The sequence below is a fragment of the Roseibium sp. RP-7 genome (assembly GCF_053005225.1).
Genome location: NZ_JBRKQA010000001.1, coordinates 1,056,813 through 1,073,060, shown reverse-complemented (window position 1 = coordinate 1,073,060; position 16,248 = coordinate 1,056,813). Strand labels below are relative to the sequence as shown.

Sequence of the window (16,248 nt, the reverse complement as noted above, 5' to 3'; positions counted from 1 at the left end):
CTCAGAACAAGCGGGCGGGATCGAGAGCAGCCACTACCTTCTCGGGCAGTTCGCTCGGACGCTTGAGACAAAGATCCGCAACGAGCCGGGAGAGCGCTGGGGCCGTTTGTACGCCGTAGCCGCCCTGACCGGCAAGCCAGAAAAACCCTTCCGCATCCGGTGCAAATCCAACCACAGGTGTACGGTCCGCAACGAAGCTGCGCAGACCTGCCCAATTGCGCTCGACGCGCGTGACGGGCATCGTCACGGCCTGCTCGAACCGGTGCAGACCTTCAGCCAGAACCATGTCATCTGCCCAGGCATCGTGCGGCTCCACCGGGTCTTCATCGGCAGGCGAAACCATGAACTTGCCGGCATCCGGCTTGGCATACCATTGCTCCGACGCGCTGGCGACGAGCGGCCATTTCGTGACATCGATACCATCCGGCGGCGGCACGATGGCCGCCGAGCGGCGCATGGGCACCAGGCCGACCTTGCGAACGCCTGCGAGACCCGCGATCTGATCCGCCCAGGCCCCGGCTGCATTGATGAGGACCGGCGCTTCGAAGGCACCCTTGGGCGTCTCGACACGCCACTGCCCGCCGCTTCTGAGAATGCGCTGCGCGGGCGCTTCCGTGACGAACCGCGCCCCGGCCTTTCGTGCAAGCCGGGCAAAGCCCTGCAATAACCTGTCGACGTCGATATCCTGTGCGTCCCGCTCGATGGCAGCAGCGGCAATCGTTTCCTTGCGAAGCAGTGGAAACAAGGCAACAGCTTCTTCCGCCGTCAGGACTTCCATACCGTCGGCACCGTCCAGATAGGCCTTGAACGCGTCCAGTTCGTCCTCGGTCGCAATCAGCATTTCACCACGGGGTGACAGCAGGCTTTCCTCCGATATCCCTTCCGGGTTCTTCAGAACCGGCTCCGAAGCTGCATTCAGGGCCCGCAAGGTGGCATTGCCGTAGTTGCGGATGAAGATGGCGGCGGAGCGACCGGTCGCGTGCCGGCCAAGCGCATCTTCCATTTCCAGCACGGTGACCTTTGCGTCCGGCGCAAGCCGTGCCGCAGCCCCGGTGCCGGCAATGCCGCCGCCGATGATCAGAAAATCCGATGTCTCGATCATGCGTCCTGGAACCCTTTCAGGAAACTGGTGAGGTTCTGGCCGAGTTCTTCCGACAGGTAACCGCCTTCCTGCACGAACAGCACCGGCAGGCCGAGCTTCGCGATTGCGGCACCAATCCGTTCGAACCCCGGTGTGGTGATGGCGAGGCCCTTGAGAGGATCTTTTTCATAAGCATCGAGCCCCAGGGCAACAACCAGAATATCGGTTCCAAAGGCCCGAATGTGGTCGAAGGCCGTTTCCAGGGTTTTCAGGTACTCGTCATCCCCGGTGCCGCGTGCCAAAGGCAGGTTGAGATTACAGCCTCGTCCCGCGCCTTCGCCGCGCTCATGGCCGTGGCCCCAGAAGAACGGATAGAACCGCACCGGATCGGCATGCAGCGAAACGGTGAGAACGTCACCGCGCTCATAGAAGATGCCTTGCGTACCATTGCCGTGGTGGACGTCGATGTCGAGGATCGCCGGACGCTTGCCTGCCTTCAGAAGCCTTTCGGCCGCAATGCCGGAGTTGTTGAGAAAACAGAAGCCGCCCGCCAGATCGGCGAATGCATGGTGACCGGGAGGGCGCGACAGCACATAGGCGGCCTGTTCCCCGGCCACCATCAAGTCCGCGCCGTGGACCGCACTTTGGGCAGACCAATAGGCCGCTTCCCAGGTACCGGCTGCGATGGGACAACTGGTATCGGCCTGATGGAACCCGGCCTGACCGACTGCGGAGCGCGGATAACTTGCCGTGCGCCGGTCCGGATGAATGTTCGGGATGACCTCGTCGGATGCGCCCTCGATCCGGCTCCAGCGTTCATGGATGGTCTGAAGAAAAACGAGGTATTCCGCAGAGTGGAGAGCCGCAATCGGGCCGAGGCCATGATCTTCCGGCGCTTCGAAGCGGCACCCTGCCGCCTTGGCACCTTCGGTCAGGACCTCGATGCGCTTCGGCTGTTCCGGATTGGCCAGCCTGGTGCCGTTCGCCATGAAATGCTTGGGATCGTGCACCCATTGGCGGTCGTCAAAAATGGCTTTCATGAGCGGTCCCTCAATTTGTCGAGTGCCGGTGCGCGCAGATCGAAGACGGTTTCGCCTTCCCGAGGCGCAAAACCGAGCCGTTCATAGAAACGGCGTGCATCCGGATTGTCGTGATAAACGGCGAGCTTCAGAAAGATCGGCGTCCAGCTATCAGGCGCAAGATCCAGACTGGCGGCAAGCAGGCGCTGGCCCAGCCCTTCTCCGCGCGCTTCTCCATCGACCCAAAGATCGGAAACATAGAGACCGGTGCCGCCACGCGTCGTCGAAAAGACAGGCGAGGCCTGCAACACGCCGAGCGTTCGGCCGTCAGACGGCCGGATCGCAAGCAGCGCGAAGAAGACGGGGGTTTCCGAGAAACCGTGGCGGATCACATCATCAAGACTGGCGACGTGAGTGTCGCCCATATCGGCCGAAAGCTGAAGCAGCGCTGCGTGAAGCCTTTCGGCATCAGCTCGTTCAGCCCGCCTGATCGTTATGTTGCTCATGATCAGAAGGCCGTCTCGCCGGCCCCTTTGAGGCCCAGCATCTGCCGGGCTTCTTCCGGTGTTGCGACCGTTCGCCCGAGTTCCTCGACAATCTTGCGGATCTTGGTGACCTGCTCCGCGTTGGAGCGGGCCAGCTCACCCTTGGCGATGTAGAGATTGTCCTCCAGCCCGACACGGACGTGCCCGCCCATGCTGGCAGCAATGGTGGCGAAAGGGATCTGCTGTCGGCCCGCCGCAAGAACGGAGAAGATATAGTCGTCGCCGAAAAGCTTGTCCGCCATCCGCTTCATGTGCTGCAGGTTTTCCGGGTCCGCACCGATACCGCCCAGAACGCCGAAGACGAACTGGATAAAGTACGGCGGCTTGACGAGCCCCCGGTCGGCGAAGTGGCGCAGCATGTAAAGATGCCCGACGTCGTAGCATTCGAACTCGAAACGCGCACCGCGCTGCTGGCCCATCTGTGTCAGCACGAATTCGATATCCCGCGGTGTGTTCTTGAAGACGAGATCATCCGTACCGCGCAGGAAAGGCTGCTCCCAGTCATGCACCCACGCGTCGTAACGGTCGGCCAGCGGATAGAGCGCAAAGTTCATTGTGCCCATGTTGAGTGAGCACATTTCCGGCTCTGCCTTCAGCGGACCGGCAAGCCTGTCCTCCAGGCTCATGATCGCGCTGCCACCGGTGGACAGGTTGAGCACCGCGCCGCAACCCGCCTTGATCTCCGGAAGGAAGGCCATGAAGTCGGCCTCCTGCGCCGACGGCTGGCCGGTTTCCGGATTTCGGGCATGAAGATGCAGGATTGCGGCGCCCGCCTCGGCAGCGCCTATCGCCTGGCCTGCAATCTCGGCAGGCGTCACCGGCAAGTGAGGTGACATGGTGGGTGTATGAATGGAGCCCGTGACGGCACAGGTGATGATGATCTTGTCTGTCATGTCTTGAATGTCAGCTGGCTCTGGCCTGTTGCTGCGAAATCCTGTCGAGAAACTGGCGGAGAGAAAGGTCGAGACCTTCGATGATCTCGGCTACATGATCCGGTGTCGAGATCATGGGGGGCGCAATCAGGAAGTGGTCGCCGCTGTAGCCGCCCCGTGTCCGGCGGGAATAGATGATAAGGCCGTTCTCATAAGCAATATCGACCAGTTCGTTGAAGGCGTTCAGTTCCTTTGCGAGCGGTCTCAGGCTTGCACGGTCCTCGACCAGTTCGAAGGCCAGCAACAGCCCTTCGCCGCGTACGTCGCCGATGATCGAATAGCGGTCCATCAGCTTCTTCAGTTCGCTCTTCAGGAGCGCCCCGGTCTCGGCCGCGTTCTGGCACAGGTTTTCCCGCTCGATCTCCTCCAGCACCGCCAGACCGGCAGAGCAGGCAAGCGGATTGCCGGCATATGTGAAACCATGCAGGAAACCGCCATTGTCGAGCACGTTGGTGACGATGTCCTTATGCGCAATCATGGCGCCCAGAGGCGCATAACCAGCAGCAAAGCCTTTGGAGATCACCAGAATATCCGGATCGACATTCCAGTGTTCACCGGCGAAGAACTTTCCGGTCCTCCCGCCACCGGTCATGACCTCGTCATGGATCAGCAGGACGCCGTAACGCGTGCAGATCTCGCGAATGCGTTGCATGTACCCCTTCGGCGGCACGAGCGCGCCGGTGGAGGCGCCACCGATCGGCTCGACAATAAAGGCCAGGATTGTTTCCGGGCCTTCGGACAGGATCTTTGCCTCCAGCATGTCGGCGTAGTGTCTACCCGTTGCCTCGTCGTCCGGATCCAACCCGTCGAGATAGGCGCGCGGTGCCGGGATCTTCGGCATCGGCCGCATCATGGGGTCGAACGGCGCGGTAAGGGGTGCATAGCCTGTCAGGGCCAGAGCGCCAAGCGTGCAGCCGTGATAGCTCGGTTCGCGCGAGATGATCTTGTAACGCTGCGCCTGGCCGATCGCGATGGCGTTCTGGCGGGCCAGCTTGATGGCGCTCTCCACCGCTTCCGACCCACCGGAAACGAAGAAGACCTTTTCCAGTCCCTCGGGTGCCAGTGCGGCGGTCCTGGCGGCAAGCAGCTCCGCAGGCTCTGTCTCGAAATGGAGGCGGTAACCGAAGGTGGACTTGTCCATCTGCTTGCGCATTGCCTCCAGCACGCGCGGGTTGGAATGGCCGATGTTGCAGACCATCGCCCCGGACGAACCGTCGAGATAGCGCTTGCCGTCGACGTCCCACATGTAGACACCGCGCGCCTGGTCCAGAACAGGCCGGCGCTGACGAGACTGATAGAACAGATGAGAAGTTTGCGGACGGCTCATGAAGCAGCTCCAGGCAGGGCTGCGCAGTCGCGCGGACGGAAGCGAACGGAGACGTCCGAGCCTTCCTCGAAAGGGTGCTGATCGATCATGTTGATCACCTGAAGTTGCTGGTCGCCGACACGCACGAAATACCGCGCCGCCTGACCCTGGTAGTCCACCGCCTCGACCTTGCCGTCGAGCGCGATGCGATCATCCGCCGGAGCGGATTTTTCCGCCAGCAGAAGTTTTTCAGCCCGGATAACAAGCTGTGCAGGACCGGCCTGCGAAAGATTGGGAGCCTTTTCCCTCGGCACATTGATCTTGCCGAAGTAAGGCAGTTCAAGGGACAGCTCCTGTCCGTTCACCGCCTGGCACGTCGCTGGCAGAATGTTGGAGATGCCCAGGAAGCGCGAAACGAACTCGCTTGCAGGCGTGTTGTAAACCTCCTGCGGCGTGCCGATCTGCTCCACACGTCCGTTGGACATCACCACGATCCGGTCGGACATGGCGAGCGCTTCGGACTGGTCATGGGTAACGAAGACGGTGGTGATGCCGATCTGATGCTGGATGCGTTTCAGCTCGACACGCATGTCCTCGCGCAGGTTGGCGTCGAGCGCGGACAGCGGTTCGTCCAGAAGCAGCACGTCCGGCTCTATGACGATGGCCCGCGCCAGCGCGATACGCTGCTGCTGACCACCGGAAAGCTGTTTGGGATAACGGTCGCTGACATGGGGCAGCTGAACCAGTTCCAGCGCATCGCGCACTTTCTTTTCGGCATCCGCCTTCGGGATGTCGCGATATTTCAGGCCGAAAGCCACATTTTCGGCAATCGTCTTATGCGGAAAGAGCGCGTAGTTCTGGAAGACGAGACCGAGGTTTCGCCTGTGGATCGGCACGTCGTTGATGCGTTGACCCTTGATGGTGATGTCGCCTTCGGAAGGGTCGATGAGACCGGCGATCATCCTGAGGGTGGTCGTCTTGCCACATCCGGAAGGGCCGAGCAGCGTTACGAAGCTTCCGTCCGGGATGTCCATGCTCATCCGGTGAACGGCGGTAAAGCCACCGAACTTCTTGACGATATTGTTGAGGGAAACCGCGCTCACGCAAATTCTCCAGGTCCTGGGGAGAAGACGACCTTCCGGCAGCAACTGCCGGAAGGTGCTGGGTCAGTGATGGGGCCGTACCGGGCTCAGTACCCCTTCTGGATCCGCCCGAACATCTTGGACCAGTCCTGTTCGTGGCTGTTCCAGTATTCCGGATTGGCGAAGGTCAGACCGTCAAGCGTGCCCGTCGGGTCGAACGCCGGAAGGGTCGGGATCTTCTTGCCGAGATCAACCTTTGTCGGGTCAAGCGCCGGCGGGTAGTTCTGGCCTTCGGCGACCGCGATCGAGGTTTCGGGCGCCAGCATGAAGTTCAGAAGTTCCTCGCAAGCTTCCATCGGCGAGCCCTTGATCACGAACAGGCATTCCTGCCAGCCGAAACCGTTGGGCGGATCAATATAGCCGATGTCATGGCCTTGCTCCTGAAGGGCGTAGATCCGGCCGGACCAGCCCTCGGTAACGTAGATTTCCTCTTCGGCCAGAAGGCTCATCAGTTCCGCGCCGGACTGCCAGTATTTCAACAGCAGATCGCGGTTGGTGCGCACAGCCTGCCAGACCGCATCCATATCCGTTGCGTTGTTCGGATCCTGGTCGGTCTGCAGCGATGCGTACCAGATGCGGGTGCGCCAGTCGGACCAGCCGCCGATCTTGCCCTTGTAGGCTTCGTCGATCAGGAGCTTTGCACCCTTTTCCTTGGCTTCGTCGTCGGAGATGTATTTCCGGTTATAGGCAATGCCTGTGGTGCCGTAGTCATAAGGCACGCAGGACAGCTTGCCGTCGGTGACACCGCGGAAGACGTCGGTGAGTTTCGGGATCACGTATTTCAGGTTCGGGATGTTGTCCTCGTTGAGCGTCGAGTTCAGCCCGAGATTGACATAGCGTGCGTAGTCGAAGACGCCTGACAGGTGCGCGATATTGTATTCGCCTTCCTGGCTGGCCTTGACGCGCGACAGATATTCATCACCGCCGCCGAACGTTCCGTCGACAACCTTGATGCCGGTCTTTTCGGTGTAGGGATCGAAGGCATATTTGCGGAAGGCTTCCGAGACGACCCCGCCCCAACCATCGAAGCGGACTTCCTCCGTCGCAGCCATGGCATGGCGGGCAAAGGGTGTCTGCACACCGTAGGCCAGACCGGCTGCCCCGATCAGTCCGAGAAACTTGCGGCGGTCGAGATCACCGTTGAGATAGCGTTCGCGCAGACGCTCATAGCGTTTGGTATTGTCCATCTTGTTTTCCACTCTGGTTCTTGTGTCGGTTTCTTGCTTTGATCGCGCGGTTCTAACCGCCGCGCTGCATGGCCATCCGCCGGGCGATTGCCAGCCCGAGAAGCGGCAGGCCGACGGTCAGGAAAATCATCACGGTGCCGAGCGCGTTGATCTCCGGGGAGATGGAATTGCGCAGCATGGCAAAGATCTGGGTGGGAACGGTTTCGACACCGCCCGGCTTCCAGAACAAGGTGCCGGTGATATCGTCGAAGCTGATGGTGAACGCGAAGAGCATACCGGCGAAGACCGCCGGGGCCAGCAGTGGCAGCGTGATCTGGAAGAAGGCCTGCACGGGACTGGCACCAAGGCTGAGTGCGGCTTCCTCGTAATCGCGGCGGATGCCGACAAGGCGGGCCTGCACCACAAGGATGACAAAGGGCAGCGTGAAGATGACGTGCCCCATCAGGAGCAGGAAGAAGCTCTTGTTGATCGACAGGAAATTCAGGAACAGCAACAAGGCGACCGCCAGCACCACCTCCGGCACCAGGATCGGCGCAATCAGGAGGGTGGAGATCAGGTTGCGGCCGGGCACGTCGTAGCGCACCAGGGCAAGACTTGCCAGAACACCAAGTGTCGTGGAGATCAGCGCCGTCAGCGCACCAAGGACAATCGAGGTCTGGAATGCCCGCAGGATGGCGTCGTTTCCGGCCAGTTCGACGAACCAGCGGAACGAGAAGCCGGTCATCGGAAAGCTGCCGAACTGGCTGGCGTTGAAGCTGAGCAGAACCACCACCGCGACCGGCAGGAACATGAACAGATAGACCAGCAGCGTGTAGGCCCGGATCAGTTGCCACCCCATCAGCCAAGCCCCTTCATCAGTTGGCCCATGCCGAGATAGTGGTTGTAGATCAGCACCAGGGCGCCGAGGACGGCGAGCAGCATGAGCGAGAGCGCAGAGCCGAGCGGCCAGTTGAGCTGTGTGATGATCGCCTCGAAAACGAGGTTGGCGAACATGGCGTCCGTCGGACCACCCAGAACCAGCGGTGTGATGTATGTGCCCGCACTCAGCACGAAACAGAGCAGACCTCCTGCGGCGAGCCCCGGCAGGGACAGCGGCAAGGTGACTTCCCGGAATGCCTGCCAGCGGGTGGAGCCGAGGGAACAGGCCGCGTCCTCCAGCGAAACATCGATCCCTTCCAGCGCCACATAGACGTTCAACACCATGAAGGGCAGCAGGAAATGCACGAGGCCGAGGATCACGGTCGGCTCGTTGTAGAGCATCTGGACCGGTTCGGAGACGATGCCGAGGTTGAGCAGGGCCCAGTTGACCGCACCGGATACACCCAGGATGTTGATCCAGGACATGGTCCGGATGATGTAGCTGATCCAGAACGGCAGCATCAGCAACAGCAGCAGCAAGGCCTTGTTGCCTCGTGAACGGGCAATGAAATAAGCCGCAGGATAACCCATGACGGCGCAGGCAAATGTGGTGATGGCGGCAATCCGCAACGTACCGAGCAGGATGTCCCGATAGAAGGGATCGGTCAGCGCCTCGTTCCAGTTGTCCAGGTAAAAGCCCGCCTGGTCAGCGCCCGTGGCCGTGCGCAGCCAGAACGAATAGACGACAATAAAAACAAGCGGCACGAAAAGCAGCAGCCCCACTGCTGTGAGCGCAGGGGAAAGGAGTATCCATGGCTGTCGTTTTTCCCGCGCCTCGACGCTCATGCGCTCAAACCCTGCCAGATGCCTTGTCAAAATTGCTTGACTTCAGCGTCGCAGGGAGGTGATCATTGATCAAATAGATAATGAAAATTATAACTATAGATCTAATCAATGCCTGATGGATTACGCCCGATCCAGGCGGAACGGCTTGCCCGCGAACTGGACTGGAACCTGCTGAGAACCTTCATCGTCCTTGCCCAGTCCGGAAGTGTGACACGGGCGGCAGACAGACTGCGCCTCAAGCAGCCCACCGTTTCCAGCGCACTGAAGCGGCTGGAGGACCGGTTGGGACGCAAGCTCATCAATCGCAAGCCGGGTCAGTTCGAGCTGACGGAAGCCGGCGAATTGCTGTTGAAGGAAGCCATCGAGATCCAGGGTTCCATCCTGAGGCTCGGAACCCTGATGCGTGACGTCACCGACGAAATCCGCGGCCACGTCGAAATCGCCATGGCCAGTCACGTGGTTTCGCCGCTCTATGACGACACCCTGCGCGAGTTTCACGAACGGCACCCTGCCGCAACACTCACCATCAATGTTTCGGCCAGCAAGGACGCACTGGAAGCCGTCACGTCCCGCCGGGCTTCGCTCGCCGTCTGCCTGGTGCGCGAACGCAATCCAAAGCTTGAGTACCTGCGCCTTTTCCGGGAGTTTTTCGGCCTCTTCTGCGGTCCGCCTCACCCGCTTTACGGCAAGACCAACCTGACAAAGGCCGATCTTGCCGGCCAGTCCGCTGTCAGCTTCGTGACCGACCGGCTGGAAGACGCCCTTCGTCCGGTAACACTGATGCGGGCGGAAGCGGATCTCGAAGACCGGATCGTCGGCACATCGGCCAACCTGGAAGAAGTCCGGCGCATGATCATTGCCGGGCTGGGCATCGGCCCCTTGCCCGTCCACGTTGCCAAGCGGGATATTCGAGAGGGTCTTTTGTGGCAACTCCCACCCTATGACGCGCTGCCGGAGATCGACGTTCATGTGGTCTGGAACCCGAAGGCGAAACTGAACCGCGCCGAACAGGCTCTTCTGGACATGCTGCTGGAAAAGATAAGGCTGACGCCGATAGAGGAGCGGACCTATCGCTGACACATATCGCGGAGCATTGGCCTGCCGGCTTCTTTACCAACCCGAGCGACCAATACGGGAAACCCGGCAGCGGCCCGTTGCATTCCCCCGCTGACGTTGTAAAACTTTCAGGACGCTACGAAAATTGGCGATCAACGCCGTCCGGGTCGAAGGGGTAGGAAGATGAATGGTGTGCGGTTCGCCTGGAAAATGCTCTTCCTTGCGCTGGTGACAGTGGTCCTTATTCAGTCGCCTGCCAATGCATCGGAAGAATTCTTTGAAGGCGGCTGGACCCTGCAACGGGATGCATCTTCCCTGCGGTTCCAGTCGGTCAAGAACCTGACCATTGTGGAATCCAGTTCTTTCGCGGAATTTGAAGGCGGCATTGACGATGCCGGCAATGCCAGGGTCCGCGTCTTTCTTGACTCGATCGATACGAAAATCGACCTTAGAAACGTGCGCATGCGGTTTCTCTTCTTCGAAACGTTCGAGTTCCCTGAAGCCGTCATCTCGACGAAAATTGATGCGTCAGCCCTGGCTGACCTTCCGACCGTCAAACGCAAGACGATTCCGCTTGCCTTCAATCTCGACCTTCACGGTGTCTCAAAACCGTTCGAGGCTAATGTTACGGTGACCTATCTGAGCGAAGACCTGGTTGCCGTTTCGAGCACCGCGCCGGTGTCTGTCGCAGCTTCCGACTTCGCCCTCGGTGGCGGTATCAAGAAGCTCGAGGAAGCCGCCGGCGTCGTCATCGTGCCATCGGCAACGGTCTCTTTCGATTTCGTCTTCGCCCGCAAATCGGGTGAAACGGACGAGGACGATGCCGACGACCAGACCCAGCAGGCGGCCGCTTCTCAGCCAGCTGCAAGCACCGCGCTTGAACCGGAAGGCAACCTGGACAACGAGGCTTGCACTGGCCGGTTCGAGATCCTGTCCCGCACGGACAACATTTACTTTCCAAGCGGCAGTTCGCAGCTTGATCCGCGAAGCCAGCCACTCCTGAACAGCCTCGTTGACATCATCATGAGATGCCCGGAGCTGACCATTGAAGTCGGAGGACATACCGACAGTGATGGCAGCGATACATCAAACCTGGCTCTGTCCGAACGCCGGGCGGGTGCGGTCAAGCAGTATCTTGTCTCCAAGAACGTTCCCGACAGCAGGATCAGGAGTGTCGGGTATGGCGAAAGCCGTCCCGTCGCTCCGAACACCTCTGCGGAAGGAAAGCAACGCAACCGGCGGATAGAGTTTGTCGTTGTCGAATAGGTCCAACATGAACCGCTTTGCAATCGCAATCCTCCTGGCACTGACAGTGACCATTGGTGCGCTGTCTGAGAGGGCTCACGCGGAACCGCGGCTGGCTCTGGTTGTCGGCAATGGCGCTTATACGACCGTGACGCCCCTGGATAACCCGGTAAACGACGCAAGCCTGATGGCCGACGCGCTGCGCAAGGTAGGCTTCGAGGTAACCCTCGTCACCGACTCCAGCCAGAACGAGATGATCACGGCGATTTCGCAGTTCGGCAGCAAGTTGCGAGCCGCGGGCGAGGACGCAACCGGGCTGTTCTATTATGCCGGCCACGGCGTGCAATCGTTCGGTGCAAACTTTCTCCTTCCGGTCGATATCGAACTTCAGGACGCTGCCGACCTCAGCCTGGTCGGTGTCCCTGCGCAGGCCGTTCTGCGGCAGATGTTCTCGGCACGGAACCGGACCAACATCGTCATTCTGGATGCCTGCCGAAACAATCCGTTCGTTTCCATCCCGGACCTCAGCGACAACGGTCTGGCAGAAATGAAGGCCCCCAGAGGTACTTTCCTCTCTTATTCCACCGCACCGGGCGACATCGCGCTCGATGGTATCGGCGGCAACAGCCCCTTCACCGAAGCGCTGGCCCGGCACATGCCGACACCCGGCATGCCCGTCGAAACCCTTTTCAAGGCGGTGCGGGTCGATGTTCTGAAGGAGACCGGCAACCAGCAGACCCCGTGGGACACGTCCTCCCTCACCGTTGATTTCCAGTTTGTCCCGGCCAAGGCTCCCTCTGCCGAGGAAGTCGAGCTGCGCCAGATCTGGGACACGGTGAAACTCAGCAAGGACCCCTTGCAGGTCCTCCTGTTCCTGCGCGCGCACCCGGACAGCCGATACTCCGCAGAAGCCAGGGAACTCCTGACGGCTCTGATGGAGAAGGAAACGCAGCCCACCGCGCAAGCGACACCTGCCCCACAACAGGAATCCGAACCTGCCACGCCCCAGACAAGCGAGCGTGACATGATCGAAACAGCGCGCCGAGAGGGAACCGCAAGCGCCTATCAAACCTATCTGGACGCATATCCGAACGGTGCCTTTGCCGAACTCGCACGCCTGGAGCTGCAAACGATCGTCAACAAGGAGCAGAGCACCGACCCGGTCGCCAGTCAGCCGCAGCAGGAAGACGCGCCGGCCATCGCCGAGCAAGGCTCACCTGCCGCCGAGCCGGGGGAACCGTCAGCCGTCATAGCATTCAACGCCCCCCTTGCCATGGGAGAGCCGGATATCGCCACCCGAAGCATTTCGGAGCTGATCACCGGATCGCCGAAATTCCCGCCGATCGAGGGCCTGCCGGAAGCGGTCTGGAAGGACAAGACTTGTGCTGCCTGTCATCAATGGGAGCAGGCGAACCTGTGCGACCAGGCCAAGACCTATGTCGCAGACAAGTCCAGAACCATCGAGAAACAGCACCCCTACGGCGGCACTTTCAAGAATGCGTTGCGGCTTTGGGCCGAACAGGGGTGTCCGTAACTTCGACGCCGGTTCTGTAGCGATCCGACGTATTTTTGCGTGCCTCGGTTACTGCGATTTCGAGATCACCGCATAGTCGGAGTAGCCGGCGTAAAGGCGATGGAAAGAGGCAACTGCGCCGATGCTGGCAGCCAGGGCTTTCAACTCGCCTTCCAGGTCAGCTCGTGGAGATACGTGGAAGGATTTGAGCCAGGCAAACAGGACGCGCTTGAACCAGCCAGGCAAGCGTTCCTGCTGACCGAAATCGACCACGTGGATCCGCCCGTCCGGCGCAAGCCGCGCGGCACCTGCCGCCAATGCTTCGCGCCAGATCGGGATCATGGACAGCGTATATGAATAAAAGACGCGGTCGAAAGCCGGAACACCAAAACCTTCCGTTGCCGCCGGGTTTGCGGCATCGCCTTCCACAAGCGTGATCCGATCTGTCAGGCCTGCCTTGTCGATGTTCTTCTGGGCGGTTTCCAGCATGTTCCTGGAAATGTCGAGACCGTAGAAACGAACGTCCGGATAGGCTTTTGCAGCCGCAATCAGGTTCCGGCCGGTGCCGCAGCCAAGTTCCAGCACGACGCCGTCTCGCGGCGGCTGAAGCTCTCGGATCAGCTGGTCGCGCCCGAGCAGGTAGAACTTGCGGGTCAGGTCGTAAAAATGGCGCTGATGGCGATAGACGGCATCCATCAGCCGGGCTGTTTCGACGGCTTGGGTCATGACGCTATGTTTCCGTACGCAGGACGGCCAGCTTAGCCGTTGAACACATAAAGATGGAAGCCACCATAAATGGAGGAGCGGTCCTGACGGCCAAGCTCCAGGCTTTCCTCTTCCTCGTAGGTCCAGCGGTTCAGGATCTGGTCGGATACGCGGCCCGGCAGAAGTGTCGGTTCGGCAGCGGTGCGGAAGATGACCCGGGCACCTGGAAGCGCGGTCCGCGTTATCTCGGTCCAGAGTGCATTGAGCTGATGGTCTGTCATCCAGTCCTGGGCGTCCAGCAGCACATAGGCGTCAAGTGTATTGTCCTGAACCGACTGAAGGTGTTCGGTAAAATTGCGATTGAGCACACGGACCCGGCTCGCACGCTGACGGATTTCCTCGAAATGTTCGCGCTTGAGGTAAGGCGGCAACGGCCCGGCCGGACCGGTGCTGTCCTGACCGCTTGGAGCATAGCCACGGCCGAAGGCCTGCCAGGCGAAATAGTTGTCCTGCATGGAGAAGTCGCAAGCGAGTTTCTCAAGCCGCTGACGCAGAACCGCGGACATGTCGCGTTCGGCACTGGCCGATACCAGGGCGTCATACTGCGCCGGCGGAATGCCGAGGCCGTAGAGCGACATCTTCTTGGACGTAGCCCAGCGCACCAGACGCTTGTCGAACAGCGGCGCCAGTGCGGTATCGAAGAAAGTGCGCTGTTCTTCCAGCGACCTTGTCTTGACCATGTGCTTCGGGTCGATGCCATAAAGCCTTGCGACCAGGTGTCCCGCGCCGATGCAATAGCCCAGCAGACCGTGATGATAGAGGTCGCGCGAGAACAGCGTGATCCTCTTGCGGCCCCAATTGGCCATGTCACGGCCTTCCCAGTAGGCGACCGTTTCAGGATCGAGCTTGTCTTTCAGGAAACGCTGATAGGCGGCAACATTGGCCTTTTCGTCTGCTTCACCGAAGAACCTGTAGAAGACCTCGTAATTCGGCAGATGCTTGGCTGCGGCCAGTTTCAGCCGGCCCAGCGCCACATGTGCACGGTTGAGGTCCACCGCAGTGATCTCGGCCGGATTTGCCGTCAGGTAGGACATGACGTTGCAGCCGCCCGACGCGATCGTGATCATTCGAGAGTCCGGCGTCAGGCGAAGAGCCCTCATGTCGACATCCGGATCTTCCCAGATCTGCGGATAGACAAGGCCCTTGAAAGCGAATGTGAACAGGCGCTCGAGAAAACCGTCCTTGGAGGTGGCTTCGGAACGGTGAACCGCATTCTTGAGACGTTTCTTCGATGCGGTAAGCGTGCTCTGCGCCATGTCTTTCTCCCGAGTCACCTGCGCCAATAAACTGCCTTCCGATACGTGACGGACGCGACAGTTTGGTGACGTTTGCGGAGAATCGAGCCGTTATCCGGATAATAAACCGCCAGTGAAGACCTGCCTCGGCAGTCCAGGAGCGTCTTCGCCGATGGGAAGCCTTCCTCCCCGGCGGAAACGAAACAAAAAAGCCCCCGCCGAAGCGGGGGCTGTGTTTCCGTCCAGACCGTTGGGAGATCCGAACCTAGCGCGTGATAACCACGAAGTCGGTGCCAAGACCCGTGTTGCGGGTGAAGTTTCGGTCCGTGACCGTCAGGGACGAACCCGGGGTCAGCATCCTGGAAACTTCAAGCGCGACCTTCTTGGACATCTCGATCCGGTCGAGAACGTCCATCGACGCGCCACCGCGTTCACCTTCGGCAGATACCGCCATCCACTCGACCGACGAGTCTCCGGGCTTGAAATCCATGGCGGTGAAAACGTGCGTTCCGATTTCCTGGTCGATATCCTTGATCGAGACAGGGGCGGAATAGACATCGCGGAACTTGCGACGGATCCGCAGCGTTGCATTCTTCGGCTCTTCGTATCCGGCATCGGCATGGATGCGGAACTCAAGCGCATTGGTCAGCTGACCGGTTACCGGCAGCTCGGCACCTTCCTGGTACAGGCTGATTGCTGCACGGGTCTTGCGGCCCATGACACCGTCTTCCGGACCGGCATTGAAGCCCATCTGGTTGAGCAGCTGTTGCAGCACCTGAATGCGGCTTGGTGCTTTCTGCGGCGTGATGATCATCCGAAGAGGCTGATCGAAATAAGGATTTTCCGGCTGTACTGCCGGCAGGTTAGCCTGCAGGGGCGCTTCCTGAATGGCACCACGCAGAGCCGGATCGGCTGCAATGGTCTCGTCCGTCAGGCTTGCGACCTCGGTTTCAGGCACATAGGGCTGCGGCAATACAGCGTGATGCACACCAAGCGGGTTCGCCTCGCCCCGTGTCACGACAACATGCATGCCGCGCTCGGTCATGCTGTAAAGCGATTGTGCAAATGCTTTCGGAAGACGAATGCAACCGTGCGAAGCCGGATAGCCGGGCAACCTTCCCACATGCAGGGCAATACCCGACCATGTCAGACGCTGCATGAATGGCATCGGCGCATTGTCGTAGAGGTTGGAAAAGTGCTTCCGCCTCTTTTCCAGAATGGAGAACACACCGGTCGGTGTGCTGTGGCCGCGCTTCCCGGAGGAAATCGACGACACTTCGATCAGATCAAGGCCGCGATAGACCTTGATCTTCTGCTCGTCCAGCGACACCAGCATGTGCAATGGCGGTTCGCTTGCCACATCCGTTTCCGGAGCGGCGTCACGCGCGAATGCGGCCGACATGGCGGCGAACGAAATAACTGCGGCACCGGTCAAGTTGAGCAGCGAGCGCTTGTGCCTGCTCCGGCTATTCATTTCCAATGACAACATCCCTGAGCTCCCCAACGCAAATACCCATA

At 60.2% G+C, this 16,248-nt stretch carries 15 protein-coding genes; 3 read left to right on the top strand and 12 right to left on the bottom strand.

The window, feature by feature from the left end:
* Position 1 precedes the first annotated feature (1 nt).
* The 9 genes from ACVDG9_RS04890 to ACVDG9_RS04850 form a co-directional block, all read right to left on the bottom strand.
* Positions 2 to 1,102 (bottom strand): NAD(P)/FAD-dependent oxidoreductase, encoded by a 1,101-nt coding sequence (locus ACVDG9_RS04890; protein ID WP_023001907.1) that lies wholly within the window; start codon positions 1,100 to 1,102, stop codon positions 2 to 4.
* Positions 1,099 to 2,121 (bottom strand): histone deacetylase family protein, encoded by a 1,023-nt coding sequence (locus tag ACVDG9_RS04885; protein WP_447237393.1) that lies wholly within the window; start codon positions 2,119 to 2,121, stop codon positions 1,099 to 1,101. Before ACVDG9_RS04885 ends, ACVDG9_RS04890 begins: the two co-directional genes overlap by 4 nt.
* Positions 2,118 to 2,606: a GNAT family N-acetyltransferase gene (locus tag ACVDG9_RS04880; protein ID WP_447237392.1), complete on the bottom strand. Its 489-nt coding sequence runs from the start codon at positions 2,604 to 2,606 to the stop codon at positions 2,118 to 2,120. Before ACVDG9_RS04880 ends, ACVDG9_RS04885 begins: the two co-directional genes overlap by 4 nt.
* 2 nt (positions 2,607 to 2,608) lie before the next feature.
* A complete protein-coding gene (gene kce, locus ACVDG9_RS04875) occupies positions 2,609 to 3,538 on the bottom strand; it encodes a 3,5-dioxohexanoate:acetyl-CoA acetone transferase (RefSeq protein WP_447237391.1) in 930 nt (309 codons plus the stop codon).
* 10 nt (positions 3,539 to 3,548) lie between these two features.
* Positions 3,549 to 4,904: an aminotransferase family protein gene (locus ACVDG9_RS04870; RefSeq protein WP_023001911.1), complete on the bottom strand. Its 1,356-nt coding sequence runs from the start codon at positions 4,902 to 4,904 to the stop codon at positions 3,549 to 3,551.
* A complete protein-coding gene (locus ACVDG9_RS04865; protein ID WP_055657954.1) occupies positions 4,901 to 5,986 on the bottom strand; it encodes an ABC transporter ATP-binding protein in 1,086 nt (361 codons plus the stop codon). Before ACVDG9_RS04865 ends, ACVDG9_RS04870 begins: the two co-directional genes overlap by 4 nt.
* Positions 5,987 to 6,072: 86 nt before the next feature.
* A complete protein-coding gene (locus ACVDG9_RS04860; protein ID WP_062491878.1) occupies positions 6,073 to 7,212 on the bottom strand; it encodes an extracellular solute-binding protein in 1,140 nt (379 codons plus the stop codon).
* A 52-nt stretch (positions 7,213 to 7,264) separates the two neighbouring features.
* Entirely contained in the window at positions 7,265 to 8,050 is a 786-nt protein-coding gene (locus tag ACVDG9_RS04855) for an ABC transporter permease (protein ID WP_055657952.1), read from the bottom strand.
* Positions 8,050 to 8,916 carry an ABC transporter permease gene (locus ACVDG9_RS04850; RefSeq protein WP_031269698.1) on the bottom strand — a complete coding sequence of 289 codons (867 nt, stop codon included), beginning with the start codon at positions 8,914 to 8,916 and terminating at the stop codon, positions 8,050 to 8,052. Before ACVDG9_RS04850 ends, ACVDG9_RS04855 begins: the two co-directional genes overlap by 1 nt.
* 108 nt (positions 8,917 to 9,024) lie before the next feature.
* Here ACVDG9_RS04850 and ACVDG9_RS04845 point away from each other — a divergent pair, with 108 nt between their 5' ends.
* The 3 genes from ACVDG9_RS04845 (at position 9,025) to ACVDG9_RS04835 (ending at position 12,751) form a co-directional block, all read left to right on the top strand.
* The gene (locus ACVDG9_RS04845; RefSeq protein WP_447237390.1) at positions 9,025 to 9,993 is read left to right on the top strand and encodes a LysR family transcriptional regulator; all 969 of its coding nucleotides are present in this window, start codon (positions 9,025 to 9,027) and stop codon (positions 9,991 to 9,993) included.
* 162 nt (positions 9,994 to 10,155) lie between these two features.
* Complete coding sequence (locus tag ACVDG9_RS04840; RefSeq protein ID WP_152504537.1) at positions 10,156 to 11,238, top strand: OmpA family protein; 1,083 nt, start codon at positions 10,156 to 10,158, stop codon at positions 11,236 to 11,238.
* Positions 11,239 to 11,245: 7 nt separating this feature from the next.
* Positions 11,246 to 12,751: a caspase family protein gene (locus tag ACVDG9_RS04835; RefSeq protein WP_447237389.1), complete on the top strand. Its 1,506-nt coding sequence runs from the start codon at positions 11,246 to 11,248 to the stop codon at positions 12,749 to 12,751.
* Between the two features lie 48 nt (positions 12,752 to 12,799).
* Here ACVDG9_RS04835 and ACVDG9_RS04830 read toward each other — a convergent pair whose 3' ends face one another.
* The 3 genes from ACVDG9_RS04830 to ACVDG9_RS04820 all read right to left on the bottom strand — a co-directional run bounded on the left by ACVDG9_RS04830 (position 12,800) and on the right by ACVDG9_RS04820 (position 16,204).
* Positions 12,800 to 13,456: a class I SAM-dependent methyltransferase gene (locus tag ACVDG9_RS04830; RefSeq protein WP_447237388.1), complete on the bottom strand. Its 657-nt coding sequence runs from the start codon at positions 13,454 to 13,456 to the stop codon at positions 12,800 to 12,802.
* 32 nt (positions 13,457 to 13,488) lie between these two features.
* Positions 13,489 to 14,751 carry a BtaA family protein gene (locus ACVDG9_RS04825; RefSeq protein WP_447237387.1) on the bottom strand — a complete coding sequence of 421 codons (1,263 nt, stop codon included), beginning with the start codon at positions 14,749 to 14,751 and terminating at the stop codon, positions 13,489 to 13,491.
* Positions 14,752 to 14,995: 244 nt separating this feature from the next.
* Entirely contained in the window at positions 14,996 to 16,204 is a 1,209-nt protein-coding gene (locus ACVDG9_RS04820; protein ID WP_023001921.1) for a L,D-transpeptidase, read from the bottom strand.
* Between the last annotated feature and the right edge of the window lie 44 nt (positions 16,205 to 16,248).

Bases quoted from the DNA above. Each gene is read 5' to 3' on its own strand.
- ACVDG9_RS04835 (WP_447237389.1), top strand. From the start codon at position 11,246: ATGAACCGCTTTGCAATCGCAATCCTCCTGGCACTGACAGTGACCATT.
- ACVDG9_RS04860 (WP_062491878.1), bottom strand. From the start codon at position 7,212: ATGGACAATACCAAACGCTATGAGCGTCTGCGCGAACGCTATCTCAAC.
- ACVDG9_RS04830 (WP_447237388.1), bottom strand. From the start codon at position 13,456: ATGACCCAAGCCGTCGAAACAGCCCGGCTGATGGATGCCGTCTATCGC.
- ACVDG9_RS04855 (WP_055657952.1), bottom strand. From the start codon at position 8,050: ATGGGGTGGCAACTGATCCGGGCCTACACGCTGCTGGTCTATCTGTTC.
- ACVDG9_RS04885 (WP_447237393.1), bottom strand. From the start codon at position 2,121: ATGAAAGCCATTTTTGACGACCGCCAATGGGTGCACGATCCCAAGCAT.
- kce (WP_447237391.1), bottom strand. From the start codon at position 3,538: ATGACAGACAAGATCATCATCACCTGTGCCGTCACGGGCTCCATTCAT.
- ACVDG9_RS04820 (WP_023001921.1), bottom strand. From the start codon at position 16,204: ATGAATAGCCGGAGCAGGCACAAGCGCTCGCTGCTCAACTTGACCGGT.
- ACVDG9_RS04890 (WP_023001907.1), bottom strand. From the start codon at position 1,102: ATGATCGAGACATCGGATTTTCTGATCATCGGCGGCGGCATTGCCGGC.
- ACVDG9_RS04880 (WP_447237392.1), bottom strand. From the start codon at position 2,606: ATGAGCAACATAACGATCAGGCGGGCTGAACGAGCTGATGCCGAAAGG.
- ACVDG9_RS04840 (WP_152504537.1), top strand. From the start codon at position 10,156: ATGAATGGTGTGCGGTTCGCCTGGAAAATGCTCTTCCTTGCGCTGGTG.
- ACVDG9_RS04845 (WP_447237390.1), top strand. From the start codon at position 9,025: ATGCCTGATGGATTACGCCCGATCCAGGCGGAACGGCTTGCCCGCGAA.
- ACVDG9_RS04825 (WP_447237387.1), bottom strand. From the start codon at position 14,751: ATGGCGCAGAGCACGCTTACCGCATCGAAGAAACGTCTCAAGAATGCG.
- ACVDG9_RS04850 (WP_031269698.1), bottom strand. From the start codon at position 8,916: ATGAGCGTCGAGGCGCGGGAAAAACGACAGCCATGGATACTCCTTTCC.
- ACVDG9_RS04870 (WP_023001911.1), bottom strand. From the start codon at position 4,904: ATGAGCCGTCCGCAAACTTCTCATCTGTTCTATCAGTCTCGTCAGCGC.